Source organism: Paraburkholderia phenazinium (assembly GCF_900100735.1).
GTDB classification, from domain to species: domain Bacteria; phylum Pseudomonadota; class Gammaproteobacteria; order Burkholderiales; family Burkholderiaceae; genus Paraburkholderia; species Paraburkholderia phenazinia.
The window spans coordinates 25944-46188 of record NZ_FNCJ01000019.1 but is presented as its reverse complement, the minus strand read 5'-3'; the positions used below and the strand labels follow the sequence as shown (position 1 = coordinate 46188).

The 20245-nt window shown below is 60.2% G+C and carries 16 protein-coding genes; 8 read left to right on the top strand and 8 right to left on the bottom strand.

Going from position 1 to position 20245, the window contains the following annotated elements:
• Nucleotides 1-80 precede the first annotated feature (80 nt).
• Nucleotides 81-737: a GntR family transcriptional regulator gene (locus tag BLQ92_RS31050; protein ID WP_244106233.1), complete on the top strand. Its 657-nt coding sequence runs from the start codon at nucleotides 81-83 to the stop codon at nucleotides 735-737.
• A gap of 55 nt (nucleotides 738-792) precedes the next feature.
• On the opposite strand, the gene BLQ92_RS31045 is transcribed toward BLQ92_RS31050, so the two are convergent.
• Nucleotides 793-1296 (bottom strand): amino acid ABC transporter ATP-binding protein, encoded by a 504-nt coding sequence (locus BLQ92_RS31045; RefSeq protein ID WP_244106232.1) that lies wholly within the window; start codon nucleotides 1294-1296, stop codon nucleotides 793-795.
• Here BLQ92_RS31045 and BLQ92_RS31040 point away from each other — a divergent pair.
• Entirely contained in the window at nucleotides 1295-1561 is a 267-nt protein-coding gene (locus BLQ92_RS31040) for a cupin domain-containing protein (protein WP_090691298.1), read from the top strand. The genes BLQ92_RS31045 and BLQ92_RS31040 overlap by 2 nt on opposite strands.
• Before the next feature lie 131 nt (nucleotides 1562-1692).
• Here BLQ92_RS31040 and BLQ92_RS31035 read toward each other — a convergent pair whose 3' ends face one another.
• The 6 genes from BLQ92_RS31035 to BLQ92_RS31010 all read right to left on the bottom strand — a co-directional run bounded on the left by BLQ92_RS31035 (nucleotide 1693) and on the right by BLQ92_RS31010 (nucleotide 12327).
• On the bottom strand, nucleotides 1693-3075 hold the full coding sequence (locus BLQ92_RS31035) for a TolC family protein (RefSeq protein WP_244896694.1): 1383 nt from the start codon (nucleotides 3073-3075) through the stop codon (nucleotides 1693-1695).
• 100 nt (nucleotides 3076-3175) lie between these two features.
• The gene (locus BLQ92_RS31030; RefSeq protein ID WP_425194927.1) at nucleotides 3176-4600 is read right to left on the bottom strand and encodes an HlyD family type I secretion periplasmic adaptor subunit; all 1425 of its coding nucleotides are present in this window, start codon (nucleotides 4598-4600) and stop codon (nucleotides 3176-3178) included.
• A gap of 2 nt (nucleotides 4601-4602) precedes the next feature.
• The gene (locus tag BLQ92_RS31025; RefSeq protein WP_090691686.1) at nucleotides 4603-6753 is read right to left on the bottom strand and encodes a type I secretion system permease/ATPase; all 2151 of its coding nucleotides are present in this window, start codon (nucleotides 6751-6753) and stop codon (nucleotides 4603-4605) included.
• A gap of 155 nt (nucleotides 6754-6908) precedes the next feature.
• Nucleotides 6909-10469 carry a calcium-binding protein gene (locus BLQ92_RS31020; RefSeq protein ID WP_090691291.1) on the bottom strand — a complete coding sequence of 1187 codons (3561 nt, stop codon included), beginning with the start codon at nucleotides 10467-10469 and terminating at the stop codon, nucleotides 6909-6911.
• Nucleotides 10470-10555: 86 nt separating this feature from the next.
• The gene (locus BLQ92_RS31015; protein WP_244106230.1) at nucleotides 10556-11401 is read right to left on the bottom strand and encodes a hypothetical protein; all 846 of its coding nucleotides are present in this window, start codon (nucleotides 11399-11401) and stop codon (nucleotides 10556-10558) included.
• A 146-nt stretch (nucleotides 11402-11547) separates the two neighbouring features.
• Nucleotides 11548-12327, bottom strand: a complete 780-nt coding sequence (locus BLQ92_RS31010; protein ID WP_090691283.1) for a hypothetical protein — start codon at nucleotides 12325-12327, stop codon at nucleotides 11548-11550.
• A 314-nt stretch (nucleotides 12328-12641) separates the two neighbouring features.
• Between BLQ92_RS31010 and BLQ92_RS31005 the strand changes: the two genes are divergently transcribed.
• From BLQ92_RS31005 to hydA, 5 genes are read left to right on the top strand one after another with little or no spacing between them, the layout of a single operon-like run.
• Entirely contained in the window at nucleotides 12642-12929 is a 288-nt protein-coding gene (locus tag BLQ92_RS31005; protein WP_090691280.1) for a (2Fe-2S)-binding protein, read from the top strand.
• A gap of 41 nt (nucleotides 12930-12970) precedes the next feature.
• Nucleotides 12971-14359 (top strand): (2Fe-2S)-binding protein, encoded by a 1389-nt coding sequence (locus BLQ92_RS31000; RefSeq protein WP_143016706.1) that lies wholly within the window; start codon nucleotides 12971-12973, stop codon nucleotides 14357-14359.
• Nucleotides 14356-15528 (top strand): NAD(P)/FAD-dependent oxidoreductase, encoded by a 1173-nt coding sequence (locus BLQ92_RS30995; protein WP_090691276.1) that lies wholly within the window; start codon nucleotides 14356-14358, stop codon nucleotides 15526-15528. The genes BLQ92_RS31000 and BLQ92_RS30995 overlap by 4 nt, the downstream gene beginning before the upstream one ends.
• Entirely contained in the window at nucleotides 15525-16481 is a 957-nt protein-coding gene (locus BLQ92_RS30990; protein ID WP_090691272.1) for a dihydrodipicolinate synthase family protein, read from the top strand. The genes BLQ92_RS30995 and BLQ92_RS30990 overlap by 4 nt, the downstream gene beginning before the upstream one ends.
• Complete coding sequence (gene hydA, locus BLQ92_RS30985; RefSeq protein WP_090691269.1) at nucleotides 16478-17905, top strand: dihydropyrimidinase; 1428 nt, start codon at nucleotides 16478-16480, stop codon at nucleotides 17903-17905. Before BLQ92_RS30990 ends, hydA begins: the two co-directional genes overlap by 4 nt.
• A 55-nt stretch (nucleotides 17906-17960) precedes the next feature.
• Here the strand turns inward: hydA and BLQ92_RS30980 are convergent, their stop codons facing one another.
• Nucleotides 17961-18914, bottom strand: a complete 954-nt coding sequence (locus BLQ92_RS30980) for a LysR family transcriptional regulator (protein ID WP_090691265.1) — start codon at nucleotides 18912-18914, stop codon at nucleotides 17961-17963.
• A 111-nt stretch (nucleotides 18915-19025) separates the two neighbouring features.
• On the opposite strand from BLQ92_RS30980, the gene BLQ92_RS30975 reads away from it, so the two are divergent.
• Complete coding sequence (locus tag BLQ92_RS30975; RefSeq protein ID WP_090691263.1) at nucleotides 19026-20216, top strand: M20 aminoacylase family protein; 1191 nt, start codon at nucleotides 19026-19028, stop codon at nucleotides 20214-20216.
• Nucleotides 20217-20245 lie beyond the last annotated feature (29 nt).

Below are 20245 nucleotides of genomic sequence, written 5' to 3'. Positions count from 1 at the left end.
TGCCAACGGAAGCGAAGCGAGCTAAACTTGCGCATTCGCATACGGTCCGTATACTCAACATATAACTTCTGTGAGACAGCGTGAACGCTCATTCCACCACCAGTCCAGAGAAACTCGGCGAACTGGCTTATCAGACGCTGCGCCGGATGATCCTGGACAAGGCGTTGCGCAGCGGTGGTCCGGTCGTCGAAGGACGGCTTGCCGAGGAACTCAATATCTCCCGCACACCGATGCGCGAGGCCTTGCTGCGGCTGGAAGGCGAAGGCCTGCTGGCACGCGCCGGCGCACGCTCCTATTCAGTGCGTTTTGTTAGCGCACAGGAATACTTTCAGGCCATGAAAGTGCGCGAACTGCTCGAAGCAGAAGCTATTGGGCTCGCTATTGGAAAGATCGACAAGAAGCTGGTTCAGCAGTTAATCAAGAAGATCAAGGCATTGAGCAGCGGCCAGCAGGAACAGGCCCACTGGCAGATCGACGATCAGGTTCACACGATGATGGCTCGCGCGAGCGGCAACGATGTGCTCGCCCACATGATCGATCTGGTGCGCACGAACAGCCGCCTGTTCGAGCTGGTCACGCCGTTCAACCGTATCGAAGACGATCGCGTGGAACATCTGGCAATTCTTGAAGCGTATCTGGCGGACGACGCGAACGCGGCCCGCGCCGCCGTCCGCACCCATCTGCAGAACCTGCGCCGTTTCGTGCTCGACCGGCTCGCTGAGGGAACCTATAGCTGAGCGCTCAAGCAGCGCGGGCGGTGCACAGCGCTGCGCGCCGCCGCAAACGCCGCCATCAGTGCCGCAGTATCTTGCCGACGAACTCACGCGTGCGCGCTTCCTGAGGCGCATCGAATACCTGCTGGGGGGTCCCAGTCTCGACTACGTGACCACCGGCCATGAACACGACCTTCGACGACACTTCGCGCACGAAGCTCATTTCGTGTGACACGATGAACATCGTGATGCCATCGGACGCGAGTTCGCGAATCGTATCGAGCACTTCATTGACGAGCTCCGGGTCGAGCGCGGCCGTGACTTCATCGAGAAACAGCACTTTAGGTTTCAACGCGAGCGCGCGTGCGATCGCGACACGCTGCTGCTGGCCGCCAGACAATTGGTCAGGGTAGGCATGCAAGCGGTGCGCCAAGCCGACGCGGGTAAGAATATTGATCGCGTTCTGCTCGACCTCGGCGCGCGGCCACCGCTTGATTTTGGTCGGTGTGATCATCACGTTGTCGATCACGGTCATGTTCTCGAACAGTAAATCTTCGCAACTGCTAGCCGCTGAGGGCGCCATGGACCGCAAAGCATTCACTGAAAGCCTGACGAAAGAAGGCTTCCCCGAGGCCGTCGTTGTGACGCGGGAGGCGAACATCACGATGGACGTACACGAGCATCCCTTCGAGGCGAAGGCGTTGATTCTGGACGGCGAGTTGCACATACGCGTGGGCGACACGGAGCAGGTATATAAAGTCGGCGACGTCTTCCACTTACCGGCGAACAAACCGCATGCAGAGCGTTACGGTCCGAATGGTGTGAAGTATCTGGTGGGAAGGAAGTAGGAGGCGCGCGTGTAGGCGGAGTGCCTCGATCTGCATGCTCCTACGCAAGCAAAGGGGCCCCCGATGCGGTTACGATAGCCCCCCAGTTCAGTGCGGCTGCAAACCGCGCGCTCCCCGTGGCACGCACCTGACTATTGCTGTGGAACCTGTTCCGTACGCAGATCTCCGGCATCCAGGCGTCCCATCTTCGCGGCTAACTGAAGCCGCGCCGCGCGCCAGTCTGTTAGCGCCTGGATGCGTTGCTGCTTTGCCTCCGAAAGCGACTTCTGTGCGTTCAGCAGTTCCAGAATGTTTCCCACACCCGCCGTGTACCGATGGTTTGCGACGTCAAATGACCGCTGCGCAATCCGCTTCAACGTGGCCGTGTTCCCCACATTCTGTATGTTCGTCTGCAGTACCTGATAGCTTTTCCAGACATCGAGCCCGACCTGCTGGCGAGCTTCATCGAGCGTGTTCTCCTGGACCTCCACTTGAGCATGTGCTCCGCGCACCTTGTACGTCCGGCTCAACCCTTCGAACAACGGGATCTGCACCTGTACGCCAACATACCAGTCGTGCCCTGTCGCGGCCAATTGAGGCTGGCCCAGCCCCAGACTGGCGGGCTGGTTGTTCTGGCTGTACTTCGCGATCAGACTGAAGTTGGGCAACCCTTCGGCACGTGTCTGCTGCTCGCTCGCCATTGCCGCGTCAAGCTTCGCCCTGGCGGCAGCGATAACCGGGTTGGCGCTTTGCGCTTGCTCGATCATCCCGGCGACCGACGCTGTGAAATCCTGGTCTGGCACCACGCCATCTTCAGCGTCCGGCATCTTGATTGGTTGATCCGGGCTGAGGCTCATGTCAAAGGCGAGCGTGCCGAGAGCGGCCTGCAAGTCGCCTTCGGCCTTCGCCCGGTTGAACGTCGCCTGCGCATATGAAGTCTGAGCCTGCAACTGGTCGGAAATCGCCGCGACGCCGCGGGTCACGCGTGTCGACGCCGCGACAAAGCTGTCACGCGCGATACTTTCCGTTTCCTTCGTCAGGGCCAGCTTGCCGGTTGCCGCCTGCGCTGCGTAGTAGTCTGTTGCCACAGTGGAAAAGGCGGTCTGCAGAGCGGCATCCTGGTTGGCCCGCGCAGCCGCGAGCAAAGCCTGTGCATTGGCAAGCGCAGCCTTCCTGCCACCAAAGTCGTACAGCACCCAGTTCGCCGAGACCGAGCCGGAAAAAACCGTCGAGCGGTTCGCTGAGCTCAGGCGCGGATAACCTTTCACGTCCGTCACGGAGTCTTCGCGCACGTCCTGCAGGTTGGCCGTCAAGTTCGGCAGATAGGCTGACTTTGCCACGCCAACCGCCGCGGCCTGCACCTTTACATTCGCCCAGGCTTCCCGCGTTTTCGGGTTTCCGCACAAGGCGCGATTCACCGCCTCCGCCAGAAGAAGCGGCACCTCCAGCGGCCCGAACTGACAGGGATGCGCGGCGTCAATATCTGAAAACGCGTTCGCAGGTGTTCGGGAGACTAAGGCGTCGGTGCCGAACACATCGACTGCTCCCGCGATACCCGGAGTGGCGCCCAATACCGATAGCCACAGCGCCGTCCTCAGCGTGCGAGCGTAACCGGGCCCCTTGCCATTGACCCGTTCAACGTTCACGCAGGCTCTCCCCGGTTGTCTGCATCAGCGGATCAAGGAAATATCCGGCAACACTGCGCCGCCCGGTCCTGATTTCCGCCGTCACCTCCATGCCCGGAGTGAGATTGATTGATTTGTTATTGATCTGCATCTGATTGGTCGGCAGCCGAATGCGCGCCGTAAACGTCAGGCCCAGCTTCCGGTTCCTGTCCTGCATTGCGTCGTTCGATACTGACGTGATCTTGCCGATCAGGTAACCGTACCGGGTATACGGGAACGCTTCGATCTTGACGATGGCGTCCTGCCCGACATTGACGAAGCCCACGTCCTTGTTCTCAATGCTTGCTTCGACTTCCACCGCGTCGTCCGGCACGATCTCCATGATCGATTGTGCCGTTGTGACAACTCCGCCGAGCGTATGTACGGCCAGTTGCTCGACCGTTCCCGAAACCGGTGCGTAAAGTGTCATCAGTTCCTGTCGCGTCACGGCCTTGGTTTCGTCAGCGCGGTTCTGTGCAAACTGCTGTTTTGCCTTCTCGAGTGCATCAAGCTGTTCCCGAGAGAATTGCGAGGTTGTCACCTGGATCGCCGCCTGCTGTTCCGCTACAGAAGCGGCAAGTTCGCGAGCGTGACTCTGCTGCGCGGCGAGTTCATGCTCCTGTTCAAGCGCGGTCTGCTCCTTGCCGAGATAGTCATGCTGCGCGACGTATTGGTCGCGTGCCAACGCACGGTAATCCTCGGCTGCGCTACGCGCCAGTGGCGCAGTTGCACGCAGTTTGGCCACTTGCTGTCGGGTCGTCGAGAGTTCGGCTTCCCGCTTAAGAAGCTCGGCTTGCGACGCGGCGAGCTTGTCCGCGTATTCTCGGTAAAGCCCTTCGGCGAAATTCTGCGCCTGGACCTGTTGCTCGGACGATGCGCCATCCACGGCAACCAGTGGCGGGACGTGCCCGGTTTTGACCGCATCCAGCAGTGCGGCCGCCCTGGCGGACGCGAGTGCTGCATCGATCCGCGATGAACGGGCCTTGTCCGCGTCAGCCGCTGCCTGTGTCGCGTCCAGGACCAGCAATGCCTGTCCCGCATTGACGCGCTGACTGTCACGAACCAGAATCTGCCGCACCACGCCGGTTATCGCCGGCTGGATGATCTTGACGCGCTCGTTGGGAACAAACTTGCCCTTTGCCGTCACGACGATATCAAGCCGACCAATGATGCCGATCAGCAGGATCAGCACTGACAGGATCACCAGAATGCGCATTGCCCACCGAGGCGCAGGATGAACAGGTGTTTCAACCAGTTCGAGCTGGGCCGGCTGGAAAGCCAGTTCGTAACTGAGCTTTTCGGGAGCATCAAGCTGGTCGCGGATTGACCACCCGGCCCGCCATATACTCGCGCACCGACGCATCAGATCAGCGAATGCCTGCAGATGGAAACGCATCATCAACTGTTCTGCAGAGAAATAAGGTGGGCGTAATAGCCGCCATGCACGAGCAGCGCGTCGTGTGTCCCACGCTCCACAATCCGCCCCTTGTCCATCGCGATGATCTGCGTCGCATGACGCACGGCGCTCAGGCGGTGGGCGATGATGATCACGGTTCGTCCCGCGCAGATGGCTCGCATGTTGTTCTGGATAACGCGCTCGGTTTCGAAGTCGAGCGCGCTGGTCGCCTCGTCGAAGATCAGGATGCGTGGATTGGTGAGCAGCGCCCGTGCAATCGCCAGTCGCTGGCGCTGGCCGCCTGACAGATTGCCGCCGTGCTCTTCGACAGGCGTGTCGTAGGCCTGCGGCAGTTCGCAGATGAAATCATGCGCGCCGGCCAGTTTTGCGGCCCGCATCACAAGTTCAAGTGGCGCGCCTGGATCGGTTAGCGCAATGTTCTCGCGGACCGTACGGTTAAAGAGCGCGTTCTCCTGCAGTACAACGCCCACCTGTCGGCGCAACCACGCAGGATCGGCGAGAGCAAGGTCGATGCCGTCGATGCGTACAGTGCCCTGCTCAGGCAAGTAAAGTCTCTGCAGCAGCTTCGTGAGTGTGCTCTTTCCAGAGCCTGAACGGCCAACAATGCCAATCACTTCGCCCGCGCGCACGTCCAGGGATATGTCATTGAGAATCGGTGGGCCGTCCGCCCGGTACCGGAAACGGATATTCTCAAACCGGATGTCGCCATGCACCGCAGGCAGTGCCTGCCGGCTATGCGGCAATTCATTTCGCGTGTTGAGAATGTCGCCCAGTCGTCCCATTGAGATGCCAATCTGCTGGAAATCCTGCCATAGCTGGGCAAGACGCAGGATCGGCGAGGCGACGTGCTGCGACATCATGTTGAACGCAATCAGTTGCCCGACACTCAGCCGACCGTCAATGACCAGCTTCGCGCCCAGCAGCAGCGTCGCGAGCGTGACCAGCTTGCCGACAAACTGGATAAGCTGCTGGCCCACATTTCCAAGCGTCGTCACGCGGAAGCCCGATGCGACGTAGGCCGCGAGTTGCGTTTCCCATCTTTTGATGAACTGCGGCTCGACGGCCATTGCCTTGACCGTTTCGATGCTGGAAACGGTTTCGACCAGAAACGACTGGTTGTCCGCGCCGCGTGCGAATTTCTCGTTCAGACGCCGACGCAAAGCGGGCACAAGCGTGGCTGAAATGACGGCGTAGAGCGGCAACGACGCGACGACGATGAGCGTGAGCCACACGCTGTAGAGGCACATCACTCCGATGAAAACGAACGAGAACACAAGATCGATAACGGCAGTCAGCGCCTGACCTGTCAGGAAGTTTCGGATGTTCTCCAGTTCTCGTACGCGAGCTACGGTATCGCCCACGCGCCGGGCCGCAAAATAGGGTAACGGCAGTGCCACCAGATGGCGGAACAGACGCGCGCCCAGTTCCACGTCGATCCGGTTGGTGGTGTGCGAGAAAGTGAAGTTGCGCAGACCCGTGAGAAGCACCTCGAAAGTGGAGCTGACGAAAAGCGCAATGCCAACAACGATAAGGGTGTTGTAGGCGCGGTTCACGAGCACCTTGTCCATCACTACCTGAAACATCAGTGGCGAGACGAGCCCGAAGATCTGCAGGACCAGCGACACGCCGAGCACTTCCAGCAATAGTCGCCGGTATTTGATGATCGCCGGAATGAACCACGAAAAATCGAACCGCGCGAGTTCACCGGCCAGCGAGGCTCTCGATGTGAATAGCAGCATCCGGCCAGTCGTACGGACCGCCAGCGTGTCGAGTGGCATCACAGTAGGAGCGAGAGCCTCCGCTTCAAGAACAAAGACCGTCTTGCCGTCGCAGCGCGCAATGATGAAATGCTTGCCGTCCTTGTCAAAAGCAAGTGCGGGCAAAGGCGTGCGATCAAGCCGGTCGATTCGCAGCGGCGCTGGCGACGCCTTCAGACCAATCGAGCGAGCGCCCAGAACGAGCGCATCACTGTCGAAGCGCTCATTGCTGCGCGCCGCGGCATGACGTAACTGCGCGGCGTCTGCGGCAACGCCATGAAATCGCGCGATGACGACAAGGCATGCTAGTGCCGGATCGTGAACGGGCTTGTCGTGGGGAGCAGTATCAGAAGCTGGGTCGGACGCGGAAGGCACCGACTGGTTGAATTCAGGAGCGTTCAAGGGTTATTGACTTTTTCGGTACGGCACTTGCGAGTCAGTTACAGCATGGAGAACTATGCCGCGGATAGACACGCGGGCATCCGTGACGCAAAGCACCGCGGATGCCTGAACAGCAGATGAAGGAAGTGTTAGTACAGGTTGGCCGCGAGCATCGCTTGCGGTTGCTGCTGGATCGCAGCCAGCGTCTGCGAATTAGCAGCCGATTGCGCGCCGTAAAATGCCATGCCCGCAATCAGGTTGTTGACTTGCCGATCGGCGAGGCTCACCGTGCCAGTCGCCATTTGGAGCAGTTGCTGCCTGTTCCATGTCGTGCCATCGGCAAACTGCACCTCTTGCACCCCCCAAGCGCTGCCGTTCATAAACGAATCCAGCGTGATCTGGTCACCCGCGATGCCATCCGTCAGCACAATACCGGAATTGCTCGTGGCCTTCACCGTGACTGATGACGCGCTGATTCCCGCACCCAGTTGCAGCACGTTATGGGGCGTCTTGCTTGAGTCCAGTTCCGAAATCTCCAGTTTCCCGTAGCCCGCATTGAAGATGAACGTGTCGCCACCGCCTTGACTCTGGATATAGTCATTGCCGCCCTTGCCGTCGAATACTAGCCCGTTGGATGCTCCATAGATTTTGTCGTCGCCCGCCGTACCGGTTGCCGCCATCTGGAGCAGTTGCTGTCTGTTCCATGTCGTCCCATCGGCGAATTGCACCTCTTGCACTCCCCAGGATCTGCCGCTCATAAACGAATCCAGCGTGATCTGGTCGCCCGCGATGCCGTCCGTCAGCACAATGCCGGAATTGCTCGTGCTCCTCACCGCGACTGATGACGCACTGATTCCCGTACCCAGTTGGAGCACGTTATGCGGCGCGCTGGCGGAATCATATTCACTAATCTCAAGTTTTCCGTAGCCCGCATTAAAGATGAACGTATCGCCACCGCCGCCACCCACGACGTAATCATTGCCGCCCTTTCCGTCGAATACCTCGGCGTTGCCAGTTCCATAGAGCGTGTCATTACCCGCCGTGCCCGTAGTGGCCATCTGAATTAGCTGCTGACGCGTCCAGATTGTGTTGTCAGAGAACCGTACCGCCTGCACTCCCATTGAATCAAAGAGCATTGCCGAGTCCAGGGTGATCTGATCCCCCGCGATACCGTCCGTTAGCACCAGATTGCCACTGCTTGTCCCCCGTACCGTGACCGACGATTTGTTGATTCCAGGGCCAAGCTGAAGAACGTTGTAGGGACTGTTGCTCTTGTCCGATTCGTAAATTTCCAGTTTTCCGTACCCCGCGTTGAAGATGAACGTATCTCCACCGCCACCGCCACCGCCCTGGACATAATCGTTGCCGCCTTTGCCATCGAATACTTCCGCGCTGGCAGTCCCGTAGAGCTTGTCATTACCCGATGTTCCACAGAGTGCGGCAACCTGAATCAACTGATACCTCGTCCATGTTGTGCCATCTGCAAACTGCACAAACTGGACGCCCCCGCCGCTGTCGCGTAGTTCCCCTACCAGCGTAATCTGGTCGCCTGTGACGCCGTCGGTCAGCACCATGTCGCCGTTGCTCAGGACCCTGGCTTTGATCGATGACGGGTCGATCCCCGAACCGAAGCTCAGTGTGTTGGCAGGCGCGCTGGAGTTTGGGTCACTTTCGCGAATTTCCACGACGCCATCACCGGCGGAGTAGTGGAATACATCGTGACCCGGCAACTGGATGCTTGGGTCGTTGCCAGCGCGCTCACCGATCAGCACACTAACTCCCGGACCAGCATAGAAATCGTGATAGATCGTGCTACCGGTTTCCTGGATGCGCCCCGATCCGTCGATGCTGATCTGGAGGCCCGAGGCAATGGCGTTCGCAATCGATGCGACGGTGTCGTTCGTCGCAGCGGCAACGTATTTCTCGAACACCGAGTTGGACATCCCCATGTCAAATCGCGCTGCGTCTGCGACGCGTAACAGCAGATCCCACGAAGCAAGATTTGTGGCGTTAATCGTGCCGAGACGCTGGAAGGCTGCGGCTAGTGCCGGTGCGAACGTAGCAGTCGCCTGGACCGTATCGGTGGCGGCGTCGTACCTGAATTCGGGCGCCATGCTCGCACCCAGAGGCGATTGCAAGACGAGGCGTGCCAACGCCGCGTCGTACAGATCATTCCAGGATTGTTGCAAGTAGGCAGCCGCCCTGATTCCCGGGTTGGCACCGTCACCGGTTGTATTGAACGGCCGGCCCAAGTACTGTTCTACGAAGCTAAGTTGCCGTGCGTCAATCGAGCCACCACGCGACGTGGGCGCCACTTGAGTAACCCTCGCCCACTGGAAAAGAATCGCTTGCGCAGCCGACTCCAAGCTGGAGGGGCTGGTGCCAGGCGGTTGCTTCACAAAGATCTGCACGAGATTCTGCAAATCCTGATCGAGCGTCATGGCCGAGCGCAGGTCCCGCAATGTTCCCGCGCCTGCCAATTGAGGGAGCGCCGCTGCAGCTGCCGTCACATCGACTGGCGTAAGCGGTTTGGTGTTCATCGTGCTGTTGGCGAACCATGCATCGACAATTTCGCGAGTGGTGCCGTCTGCCAGCGTATAACTGCTAATCGAACTTATTTTATTGCCTGCGATGGTCTCAGTTACCGCAGTGGCATTCAGGTTGATAGAAACGATGCCGAGCTGACTGAGTGTGTAGAGTTCGCCTGAATCCGAAGCGCCATTCCCGTTGGCATCGACCCACACCCGCAGGCTTGCGAATTCGGGATCGGATGCGTCGATAACATTGTCATGATTGGCGTCGAGCCTACGCAGGATATCGAATCCGTCAGTCGTTTCGTTGCCGAATAGCTGGGTGATATTCGTGATGTTCTGGTCGTTCGGATCGAAACAAAGCAATCCCATACCGGCACCAACCCAGCCGGTTTGGCGGGCGAAACCATTGTTGGTTAAGTCGAAGTACGGAGAACTTGTGTTCAGCGGAGTCAGGTTGATTCCCGAACCAGTCAGGTCGAGGACAAGTGGGCTGATTAGGGGATACGTTTCCTGATATTTACCCATTGCGGCGCCGCCAGCGCCGGATTCGGGTCCAGTCCCGCCAGCGCCAGGCGCACCCGTCTGACCGGAATCCGACGAGCCTGTACCCAACTGTGCCTCGATGTCATTGAGCAGATTACTGATATTGTCCGCGGCTGCTTTTACCGCGTCCACGACCGCGTTAGTTGCGGCCAGCGCAAACAATCCCGCCGTCGCCGAAATCGCCAGACCAAGGCTCGTTATAGGGGCCGCCGCTGTCGCTCCGATCAAACCCGTGGTTGCCATCGCGTCAGCAACGCTCGCGACTATCGACCCGATGGTACTAATGACCGTTGCGACAGAGCCTGTCAGGTTCAGGCCGGTAGCGCTTATCGCTCCGTGATCGCCAGACGCTATAGCGCTGTTATAGTTGGACAGTGAAGTATTCAATGCTTCCATCTGGTCTGGGAAGCGTTTGATAGTCATCGCTGCCGTGCTGGTGGTGCCGACGGCCGAATTGAGCGTCGATAGGTAGCCACTGTCAGTGAGGATTGCTGCACCATTGATAAGTACCGTACCGGCATTGGCAGCAGCCCCTACCATATCCTTACCTGCCACGGACTCGATAGTGGTAACAATCGATGAAACGGTATCGGTTATTGGGCCAAGAAGACCGTCAACTATACTGATATTCATTGTGTAGTAGTCCAATTTTATGTTGGGAAAAAAGCGGATAAAAAAACCATCAAGTCAGCCCGAATTTCCAGCTGAGAGCGATCGGCTCAAGGCTTTTGATGTCCATCTTTTCCAGTAAGAAGCAATCTCGCCATGTATCCCCGATACGGTTCAGCCAAAGAATTTCCTTTGAGATAGAGAGTTCGCGCAGTCGCGCACGCATCCTCGTCGCTCTCAGTTTGCAAGCCCGCCAATCCGGAACCAAACGCACTGTGTTCCGGCTCTTGCATCGATTTTGCGATTTGAAAAATCGCTTGCTTTGCATTTTCAGTCGACAGAACGAGAATCGGAGCGTTACCCAACTGAGCCTTGATGGCAGACCCATTCACAGTGAACCATGCTTTCGCTTCAGCGGCGCTGAAGGACTCCATGATCGGGGCTGCATAGCTGATGAACTCTGAGTCGGGTATCTCGCCCCGTATAAACCTGCTGCACGTATGTGTATCCAATGAAGCGAGCATCCTGCCAACAAGAGGCAGGCGTTGCTCCAGCAAATCAGTCGGCAATCGGGCCAATCCTTTTGTTGCCAACTGACCCGCTAGCATTAATTTATCAACCGACCCGGCCGCGTCAACCTCATCGGCCAGCGTCCTGTTATCTAGCAGCCATTGGTGAAATTCTTCAGCCTCGCGGTATATAGGAGACGTCTTCGAAAAGGGATTTGTCCATACCGTAGCATCACTGACCATGACATCCCTAACCGCAGTCTCGTTTACGCCCTTTTTCGGCTTCTGATGACAGCCGTGGAAAAATGCCGTTGCAACGCAGATAACCACAATCGCACTGAGTAATAATCTCGTCGTTAATTTCATTTGTGCCATTTCAATGCTTTGTACCCGCGCCTCAGAACGCTGAACAGGCGCTGGCGCGACGGGCTTCTCTCGTTCAAGCACTTTTAGCCTGTCCCGCAATCATCAATGAAAGATTGCGCGACCATCTATCGGAAATTTCTGCATCGGTGCCGGGAATGGTCAGATGGATCGAAACCTGAAAGGCAGCATCAAACCGGCTCGCATTCCTCATTAGGAAATAGTCTCTATCAAAGCTTTTCGTTCCCCTCTGTTCCTGTGAGAAGCCACCTCGCCATGTATCCGCGATAAGGTTCAGGCAGAGAATTGCCTTTGGCATAAAGGATTCGTACCGTCGTGCACGTATCTTCATCGTTCGCTGTCTTCAGGCCAGTTAGCCCGGAAATGAAGGCCCTGGATTGCGGTCCATACATTGACTTTGCGATTTCCAGAATGCCCCGCGCCGCGTCTTCAGCAGACAGAACGATGAGCGGTGATCCATCCAGTTGTGCCTCGATGGCAGCTTTGTTGACAAGGAACCATGCCTTCGCTTCCTCGTCGCTAAATGATTCCAAGACCGAAGAAGCTTGGACCATGAACTCTGTGGTGCTAAATCCGCCTTTTAGAAGCGTGCTACACAGATGGGTATCCAGCGACGGCAATATCTTGCTAACAGAGGACAAACGTTGCTCCAGCAGGTTAGTCGGTAACCTGGGCACTCCCTTTGTCTGCAGTTGGTCGGATAACCGCAACAGATGGCCGGGACTCGCTGAATCGTTGAGGCCTGCCAGTTTCTTGTTATTCAGCATCCATTTTTTAAATTCATCGAACTCGCGATGTATTGGTGATGACGCCGAATACGGATTTATCCATGCATTGGGGTCATTCAAGATTAGATTGCTTATCTTGTCATCGCCGATCGTAGTCTTGCCGGCATCGTGCTTCTTCGTAAATAGGCATCCAAGGAAAAACGCCGCCAGCAAAGTGACGATTAAAGCGGAAATGGCCAAGCATCTCTTTTTGTAGCTCATTTGTGTCACTCCAGTGCGGTCCTAACCATGTATCGGAGCGGTGAGCAGGCGCTGGCGTGGCAGCCTTCTGTCGCTCGGGAACCTTTTAGCGTGGCCGCAATATTCGAAGAAACGCTGCGCGTTGCCATGCGGAAATTTCTGTCTTCAAGCTAGTCAACCCGGAAATCATAGGGGTGTGGAAGTGCTCGGTCGAGGCGTTCGCAGCGCCGCTTGTTTTTGACGATTTTGCGTATACGTATCGTATACGTTACCATCAAAGCATCGCCTAAATTACTTGTCAAGCGAGGTTGGCACCGATGTCTGGAGAGGACGTAATGCGTATTCATGAGACGAACCATGCCGTCACGGTCGAGCTGTTTCTCGATGGCCAGCGCTTCACGGCACGCACCGGCGAAAGCGTCGCGGCCGCGCTGTTCGCCTCTGGCGTGAAGGCATTGCGCACCAGTGCGCACCTGCATCAACCGCGCGGCATGTTCTGTCTGATGGGATCGTGCCAGGAGTGTCTGGTGATGGTCGGCGGCCGCCGCGTGCTGGCTTGCCAGACGCCCGTCACCGACGGCTTACATGTCGAAACCGTTGCGGAGACCGGCGCCGATGTCTGAGTTCGACGTGGTAGTGCTCGGCGCCGGGCCGGCCGGCGTGCATGCAGCGCTGGCTCGTTTCGGCTGGGCTGACGGTTGCGCTGTTCGATGAAAACCCCAGCGCGGGCGGACAGGTCTATCGAGACCCGGTCTATCGCGACCCCATAGACGGCATCGGTGCTAGCAACAACGCCGATCAGCAGGCCGGCGACGCACTGCGGTGCGAACTGGCCGCCAGTAAAGTGACCACCTTCTTTGCGCATCCGGTATGGGCCGTGACCGGTGACTACCGCGTCGACGCGACCGGTCCGAATGGCCCTTTGCATTGCACGGCGCGCGCATTGATCGTGGCATCCGGCACGACCGAGCGGGTCGTGCCGTTCGAAGGATGGACCACGCCAGGCGTAATCGGCCTGGCTGCCGCGACGATCCTGCTGAAGTCACAGGGCGTACTGCCGGGCCGCTCGACGCTCGTCGCCGGATGTGGACCACTGCTCGCAGCCGTGGCCGCGAAAACCATCGAGGGTGGCGGCAAGGTCGAGGCGATTGCGGATCTGGCCGGCACGTCCGACTGGGCGCGCACCCTGCCTGCGATCCTCACACGCCCCGATCTGCTAAGGCAAGGCTTCAACTGGTGGCGCACGATCAGCCGCGCCGGTACGCCCCGCTATGCGCGCCACACGATCGTCCGCGTCGAGCCTGTCGAACAGCGCCTACGCGCCACGCTCGCCCCATGTGACGCAGCGGGACGGCCGGTCGGCGGACAGCGAGCAACCGTGCTGGTCGATTGCATCGCTGTCGGTCACGGACTCACGCCCGCTACCGAGATCACCCGTCTGTTGCGTGCGAAGCATGGCTACTCGCGGGAGGCGGGAGGCTGGATCGCCATCGCCGATCAGGACGGGCGTACCTCGCGTCCGCTGCTCTATGTCGCCGGCGACGGTGCCGGTATTGCCGGTGCGGCAGCCGCGGCCACACACGGCACCCTAGCCGGCCTCGCGTGCGCGCTCGACCTCGGCGCCTCGAACCCCTCGCGCCTGAAGCGCCGCATCGAGCCTGCGCGGCGCGCGCACCGGCACGCCGCGCGCTTCGGCCATGCCATGGCGAATCTGATGGCACTGCGCCCCGGCCACGTCGACAGCATCGCAGCGGAAACGATTATCTGCCGCTGCGAAGACGTGACCCGTGCAGAGATCGACGCCGCATGTGATGACGGTGCGCGTGACGTCAACCAACTCAAGGCATGGACGCGCTGCGGCATGGGCCCGTGCCAGGGGCGCACGTGCGGCGACGTCGCCGGCGAACTGCTGATGCGGCGTGTGGGCGCAAACTCGCGCGAAACCGTGGGTTGCTTTTCTGCGCGCACGCCGTTGCGCCCCGTGACGCTCGAGGCGCTGACTGGCGACTTCACGTATGACGATATTCCCATTCCACAGGCGGCCCCGCTATGAATACACCGGGTCAAACGGTGCATGGGCCCTTCGATGCCGCCGTGGTCGGCGGGGGTGTGATGGGTTGCACCACCGCGCTGTTCCTCGCAAGCGGCGGCATGCGTGTGGCGCTCATCGAACGTGACGCGCTATGTCGCGCCGCCTCCGGGGTGAACGCCGGCACGCTGACGCTGCATATGACACGTGCAGCGCTGATTCCCTACGCGATGCGCGGCTGGCAAATGTGGATGGAAACCGACCAGTGGCTCGGCTCGAGCGTACTTGCAACCGCTGCGCCAGGACTTTCGCTCGCGTTTACCGAAGCCGAGCGTGAACTGCTGCGTGCTCGTGCCGCGGCCCGGCGCGAATACGGTGCACAGATCGACCTCCTCGAGCGCGACGCAGCACTAGCGATCGAACCCGGCCTCAACCCTGCGATGCTCGAAGCCGCGTTCTGCCAGACAGACGGTTTCGCCAGCGCCTATCAGACCGGTCGCGCCTATCACGCGGCGCTGCGTGCGGCCGGCGTGCAGATCTTCGAGCAGACGGCCGCTGTCCGCATCGATCAGACAAATGGACACTACCGGGTACACGGCCCCAATCACGACGGCGCCTCGATTCGCGTCGACGCGAGGCGTCTCGTGATAGCCGGCGGCGTCTGGCTGGAACCGTTGCTGGCGATGCTAGATATCCGCATTCCCGTGAAGACACTGGTGAATCAGTTGATCGTAACCGAGCGGATGCCGCCCGTCATGCGCTCGGTGCTGAGCATCGCGAATGGACTGCTGTCGATGAAGCAGTTTGCCAACGGCACGGTGCTGATCGGCGGCGGCTGGCAGGGTATCGGCGATCGCACGCGCGGCCCCGTCGAAACCATTCCGCAAAACCTGACCGGCAACTTACGGCTTGCGCAACATGTGATTCCCGCGCTAGCGAAAGCGCGCGTTGCACGCATCTGGCTGGGCCTCGAGGCCGAAACAGCCGACGCCATGCCGATGATCGGCCCGCTGCCTGGGCTTACCGATGCGTGGGTGATCGGCTGCGTGCACTCCGGTTATACGAGCGGCCCCTACATGGGAAAACTGCTCGCTCAAACGATGCTCGGCGTGACGCCCGAGCTGCCGTTGTTCGATCCCGCGCGACTCATCGCTGCCGCACCCGAATCCCCTCATCGAGAACAGACCCAATGATTCCCTCGCACGACGCCCCCTTCAATGGTGTTTATGCCGCCACGCTGTGTCCGCTCGATGCACACGGCCGCCATCTGGACGAAGCTGCGCTCGCGCGCCATCTCGAGGATGTGGCGGCGGTCGACGGGATTGTCGGTGTGCTGATCAACGGCCATGCTGGTGAAAACGCCGCGTTGTCGCGCGACGAAAAGCGGCGCGTCGTCGAGATCGCACACAGCGTGTGCGGCGAGCGCTCGATCATCGTCGCAGGGGTGAACGCGGAGGACAGCTACGAAGCCCAGGCGCATACCGATGACGCCCAACGCGCGGGCGCCGATGCGTTGTTACTCTTCCCGCCGTATTCATGGGCGCTCTCCACCGATCTGGAAACCGTCGTGACACATCACCGACTCGCCAACGCGAATGCCCGCTTGCCGATGATGCTGTATCAGGCGGGCGTCAACACCGGTGCGATGGCCTACACCCCTGAGATGCTGACGGCACTGGTCAGCTTGCCCGAGGTCGTGGCAATCAAGGAAGGGAGCTGGGAAACCGGTGCGTACGAGGCGAATCGCAGGCTTTCGAAATCCGTGGCGCCGCATGTGGCGGTCATGGCATCGGGCGACGAGCACCTGTTCCCGTGCTTCGCGATCGGCACCGAAGGCAGCCTCGTCAGTCTCGCAGCCGTCGTGCCGGAGCTGATCGTGTCGCTGTATCGAGCGGTGTTGCGCGGCAACCTCAGCGAGGCTCAACAATGCCATGCGCGTGTGTATCCGCTGGCCAAGGCCATCTACGGCACGGCCCCAGGCTCGCATGCGAACGCGCGGCTGAAGGCCTGTCTGCATCTACTCGGCAAATTTCCGCATGCAACGATGCGTCCGCCGATCCCGCGCCTGTCCGCCGCGGAGATCAGCCGCCTCGAAGACGCCCTCTCCTTTGCGCTTGCCATTGACCATGAACGGAGTGATTCATGACGCACAACCCGACCCGCACCCTGATCCGCGGCGGACGCCTGATTACCGCCGTCGACGACTACGTTGCCGATATCGTGATCGAAGGCGGACGTATTGTCTGTATCGGCCAGCAACTCGAAGCCGGACCCGATACCCACGTGATCGACGCGAGCGGCTTGCTGGTGTTTCCCGGTGGCGTCGACGCGCACACGCACATGGAGAATACCTTCGGGCCCTCGGTGACCTGCGACAACTTCGATTCCGGTACGCGCTCGGCCGCCTTTGGCGGCACCACCACCATCATCGACTTCGCGCTGCAAAACGCCGGCACCAGCCCGCTCGATGCAATTGCCCGCGCGCAGTCGAAAGCCGCGTCCGTCGCCAGCATCGACTACAGCTTCCACGTGATCGTCACGCAGGTCGACGACGCCGTGCTTGGCGATATGCAGTACGCGATCCGTCATGAAGGGGTGTCGAGCTTCAAGATGTTCATGGCATACCCCGGCACGGTGATGTCGGACGACGCGGCGATTTTCCGGGCCATGCGGATGGTCGGCCAGCACGGCGGCATGATTGCGCTGCACGCCGAGAACGGCACCGTGATCGACCTGCTGATTCGCGAAGCAATCGCACAAGGTCACACGTCGCCACGCTATCACGCGCTCACGCGCCCGGCCATCATGGAGGGCGAAGCGACCCACCGCGGCATCAAGCTCGCTGAGCTCGCCGAGGCACCGGTGTATTTCGTCCATCTTTCGGCAAAAGAAGCGCTGAAACATGTGATCGAAGCGCGCGACCTCGGCATTCCGGTGTTCGCGGAAACCTGCCCGCACTATCTGTTCTTCGACGAATCGGCGTATGCCGACGAAAGCTTCGATATCGCGCGGTATGTGATGAGTCCACCGCTGCGCTCGAAGGATGCACAGAACGCGTTATGGACCGCGCTGAAAACCGACGACCTGCAACTGATCTCGACCGACCATTGCCCCTACTGCATGAAAGAGGGTCATCACGGCAATGTGAACCAGAAACCGCTCGGACGCGACGACTTCTCGAAGATTCCCAATGGCGTGCCGGGAGTCGAAACACGCATGACGGTGGTATACGACGGTGGTGTCCGGACCGGCCGGATCTCGCTGAACCGGTTCGTCGAACTGACGTCGACGGCACCCGCGAAACTGTTTGGACTGTTCCCGAAGAAAGGTACGCTGGCGATCGGCAGTGATGCCGATATCGTGCTGTTCGATCCGGGTGAAGCGCATACGATTAGCGCAGACACGCAACACAGCGATTGCGACTTCACACTATTCGAAGGCCATCAGGTCACCGGACGGGTGAAGAAGGTGTTGCTGCGCGGCGAGTTGTTGATCGACGACGGCGAGTGGGTGGGCCAAACCGGGCGCGGGCGATTCGTGCCGCGCGGTGAACTGGGCGCGCACTGGTAGCAGCATCATGCCGATCTACGAATACTGCTGCGCCGAGTGCGGCCCCCTCTTACCCCTACCTTCGCCCGCCCGTTGCCGACCCGTGCTTTTGCATCGCCCTGTTAAGTTGCGTCCAGAGGAATTCGGCGGCGGGCGACAGGCGGCGCCCGACCCGGCGTATCACCTGGCTGCCGAATTCCCGGGCGATCGGGTGGTCGATTTCGAGTGGGACCAGTTTTCCGGCGTCCAGATACTGGCGCGCGGCATCGGTCGACATGAACGCGACGCCTAGCCCCGCAGCGGCTATCGCCTGCGCCGCTGAAAACAGGTCGCAGCGATACGCCGGCGTCAGATTCAGCCGTTCCGCTCGGATGAGCGAGTCGAGATACTGTTGAACGCCAAAGCGCGCCGGCATGAAGATCAACCGGTGGTTCACCAGTTGTTCGCCCCGGATCCGCCGTTCCCCCGCCAGCGCGTGCTGCGGACTGACGAGCGCGCACAACGGCGCCGCGCGATAGGTTCGCGCCCGAATAGCGGGGTCACTGCTGCCGCCGGCACACAGGCCGAGATCGACCTCGTCATTACGGACCATGGCAATGATTTCGGAGGTCGCCCCGCTGCGCAGTTCCACCACGATGTCCGGGAACTGCAGGCTGAACGCCTCCAGCACGGTGGCGAGCAGCTTCTCGACGAAGCCCTCGCCAATGCCAATCTCGAGCCGCCCCCGACGCAGGCCCCGGTAGTCCTCCAGTTGCACCAGCATCTCGGCGTCGCGCCGCGCGCTTTCGCGGAAATGCTCGACGAGGTTCATGCCAATTTCCGTCAGCGTCACGCGCCGGCCACGCCGCTCGAGCAGCGCGACACCGTGCACGCGTTCGAGTTGCGCCACCTGGCGGCTGATGACCGAAGCGTTGATAGACAACGCGTCCGCCGCCGCGCGTACGCCGCCGTACACCTCGATTTCATGCAGATAGCGCAGGCTGCGGGTGCTGAATACGGTATCACGCGGGGTTTCAGCGTCGCTCGACATGGCTGCATCCGTTGACATCAAAGTCAACATTATCGCCCGCAAAACGTCATTGATCGGCGTTTTTTGCGGCGAAATACTGGCCTCATTCCTTACTCCTTTGCAAGCTCGATCATGTCAAGTACTCTGGACTTCTGCTCCCTCGACGACACGCGGGATCTGCGCGACGAGTTGAGCGGCATTCGTCATCATCTCCATCGCCACCCGGAACTGGCCTATCAGGAGTTCAAGACCTCCGATTTCGTTGCGCAGAACCTGGAAAGCTGGGGCTATGCGGTGACGCGTGGTTTGGGCGGTACCGGCATGGTGGCCACGCTCAAGGCGGGGACGGGCTCGCGAGCGGTGGCGGTACGTGCCGACATGGACGCTTTGCCCATCAATGAGGCCACCGGTCTGCCCTACGCCAGCATCCAGCCGGGTCTGATGCACGCGTGCGGCCACGACGGCCATACGACCATGGTGCTCGGCGCCGCCCGCCATCTGGCCCGCACACGCCGGTTCGACGGCACGGTGCACCTGGTATTCCAACCCGCCGAGGAAATCGGCTCGGACAGCGGCGCCAAACGCATGATCGAAGACGGCCTGTTCGAGCGCTTTCCGTGCGAGGCGATCTTCGGGCTGCACAACCATCCCGGCTACCCGAGCGGCACTTTCATGTTCCGCAGCGGGCCGTTCATGGCGGCCTGCGATACGGTCGAACTGGTGATTCACGGTCGCGGCGGCCATGCGGCGCGGCCCCATCTGGCCGTCGACCCGGTCGTAATCGGCGCCGCCTTGGTGACCGCGCTGCAGACCGTCGTGTCACGCAGCGTCGACCCGATGCAAGCCGCGGTGGTGACCGTCGGCGCCTTCAATGCCGGACATGCGGCGAACGTCATCCCCGAAACAGCGCGCCTGCAGATCAGCGTGCGCTCGTTCGATGCCGAGGTTCGCAAACTGCTCGAGACGCGCATCCGCGCCCTTGCACAGGCGCATGCGGATGCTTACGGCGCGCGGATCGACGTCGACTATGTGCCGGGCTACCCGGTCGTCGTCAATAGCGCGCCGGAGACCGCACTGGCGTTGCAGGTGGCGCGCGAACTGGTGGGCGAGGAACGGGTGATCGACGGCTTTGGCCCGATTGCGGGCAGCGAGGACTTCGCCTATTACCTCCAGCAAAAGCCGGGCTGCTTCCTGCGCCTTGGCAACGGCGAAGGCGCACCGATGCTGCACAACGCGTCGTACGACTTCAACGACGACAACCTCACGGTAGGCGCGGCGTACTGGACGCGTCTCGTCGAGCGCTTCCTCGCCGAAAAACCTTAGACATAGCCGGCATCATTGCCATCGATCTA

Bases quoted from the DNA above. Each gene is read 5' to 3' on its own strand.
- BLQ92_RS31040 (WP_090691298.1), top strand. From the start codon at position 1,295: ATGGACCGCAAAGCATTCACTGAAAGCCTGACGAAAGAAGGCTTCCCC.
- BLQ92_RS31045 (WP_244106232.1), bottom strand. From the start codon at position 1,296: ATGGCGCCCTCAGCGGCTAGCAGTTGCGAAGATTTACTGTTCGAGAAC.
- BLQ92_RS31030 (WP_425194927.1), bottom strand. From the start codon at position 4,600: ATGCGTTTCCATCTGCAGGCATTCGCTGATCTGATGCGTCGGTGCGCG.
- BLQ92_RS31020 (WP_090691291.1), bottom strand. From the start codon at position 10,469: ATGAATATCAGTATAGTTGACGGTCTTCTTGGCCCAATAACCGATACC.
- BLQ92_RS31010 (WP_090691283.1), bottom strand. From the start codon at position 12,327: ATGAGCTACAAAAAGAGATGCTTGGCCATTTCCGCTTTAATCGTCACT.
- BLQ92_RS31005 (WP_090691280.1), top strand. From the start codon at position 12,642: ATGCGTATTCATGAGACGAACCATGCCGTCACGGTCGAGCTGTTTCTC.
- BLQ92_RS31000 (WP_143016706.1), top strand. From the start codon at position 12,971: ATGCAGCGCTGGCTCGTTTCGGCTGGGCTGACGGTTGCGCTGTTCGAT.
- BLQ92_RS30995 (WP_090691276.1), top strand. From the start codon at position 14,356: ATGAATACACCGGGTCAAACGGTGCATGGGCCCTTCGATGCCGCCGTG.
- BLQ92_RS30990 (WP_090691272.1), top strand. From the start codon at position 15,525: ATGATTCCCTCGCACGACGCCCCCTTCAATGGTGTTTATGCCGCCACG.
- hydA (WP_090691269.1), top strand. From the start codon at position 16,478: ATGACGCACAACCCGACCCGCACCCTGATCCGCGGCGGACGCCTGATT.
- BLQ92_RS30980 (WP_090691265.1), bottom strand. From the start codon at position 18,914: ATGTCGAGCGACGCTGAAACCCCGCGTGATACCGTATTCAGCACCCGC.
- BLQ92_RS30975 (WP_090691263.1), top strand. From the start codon at position 19,026: ATGTCAAGTACTCTGGACTTCTGCTCCCTCGACGACACGCGGGATCTG.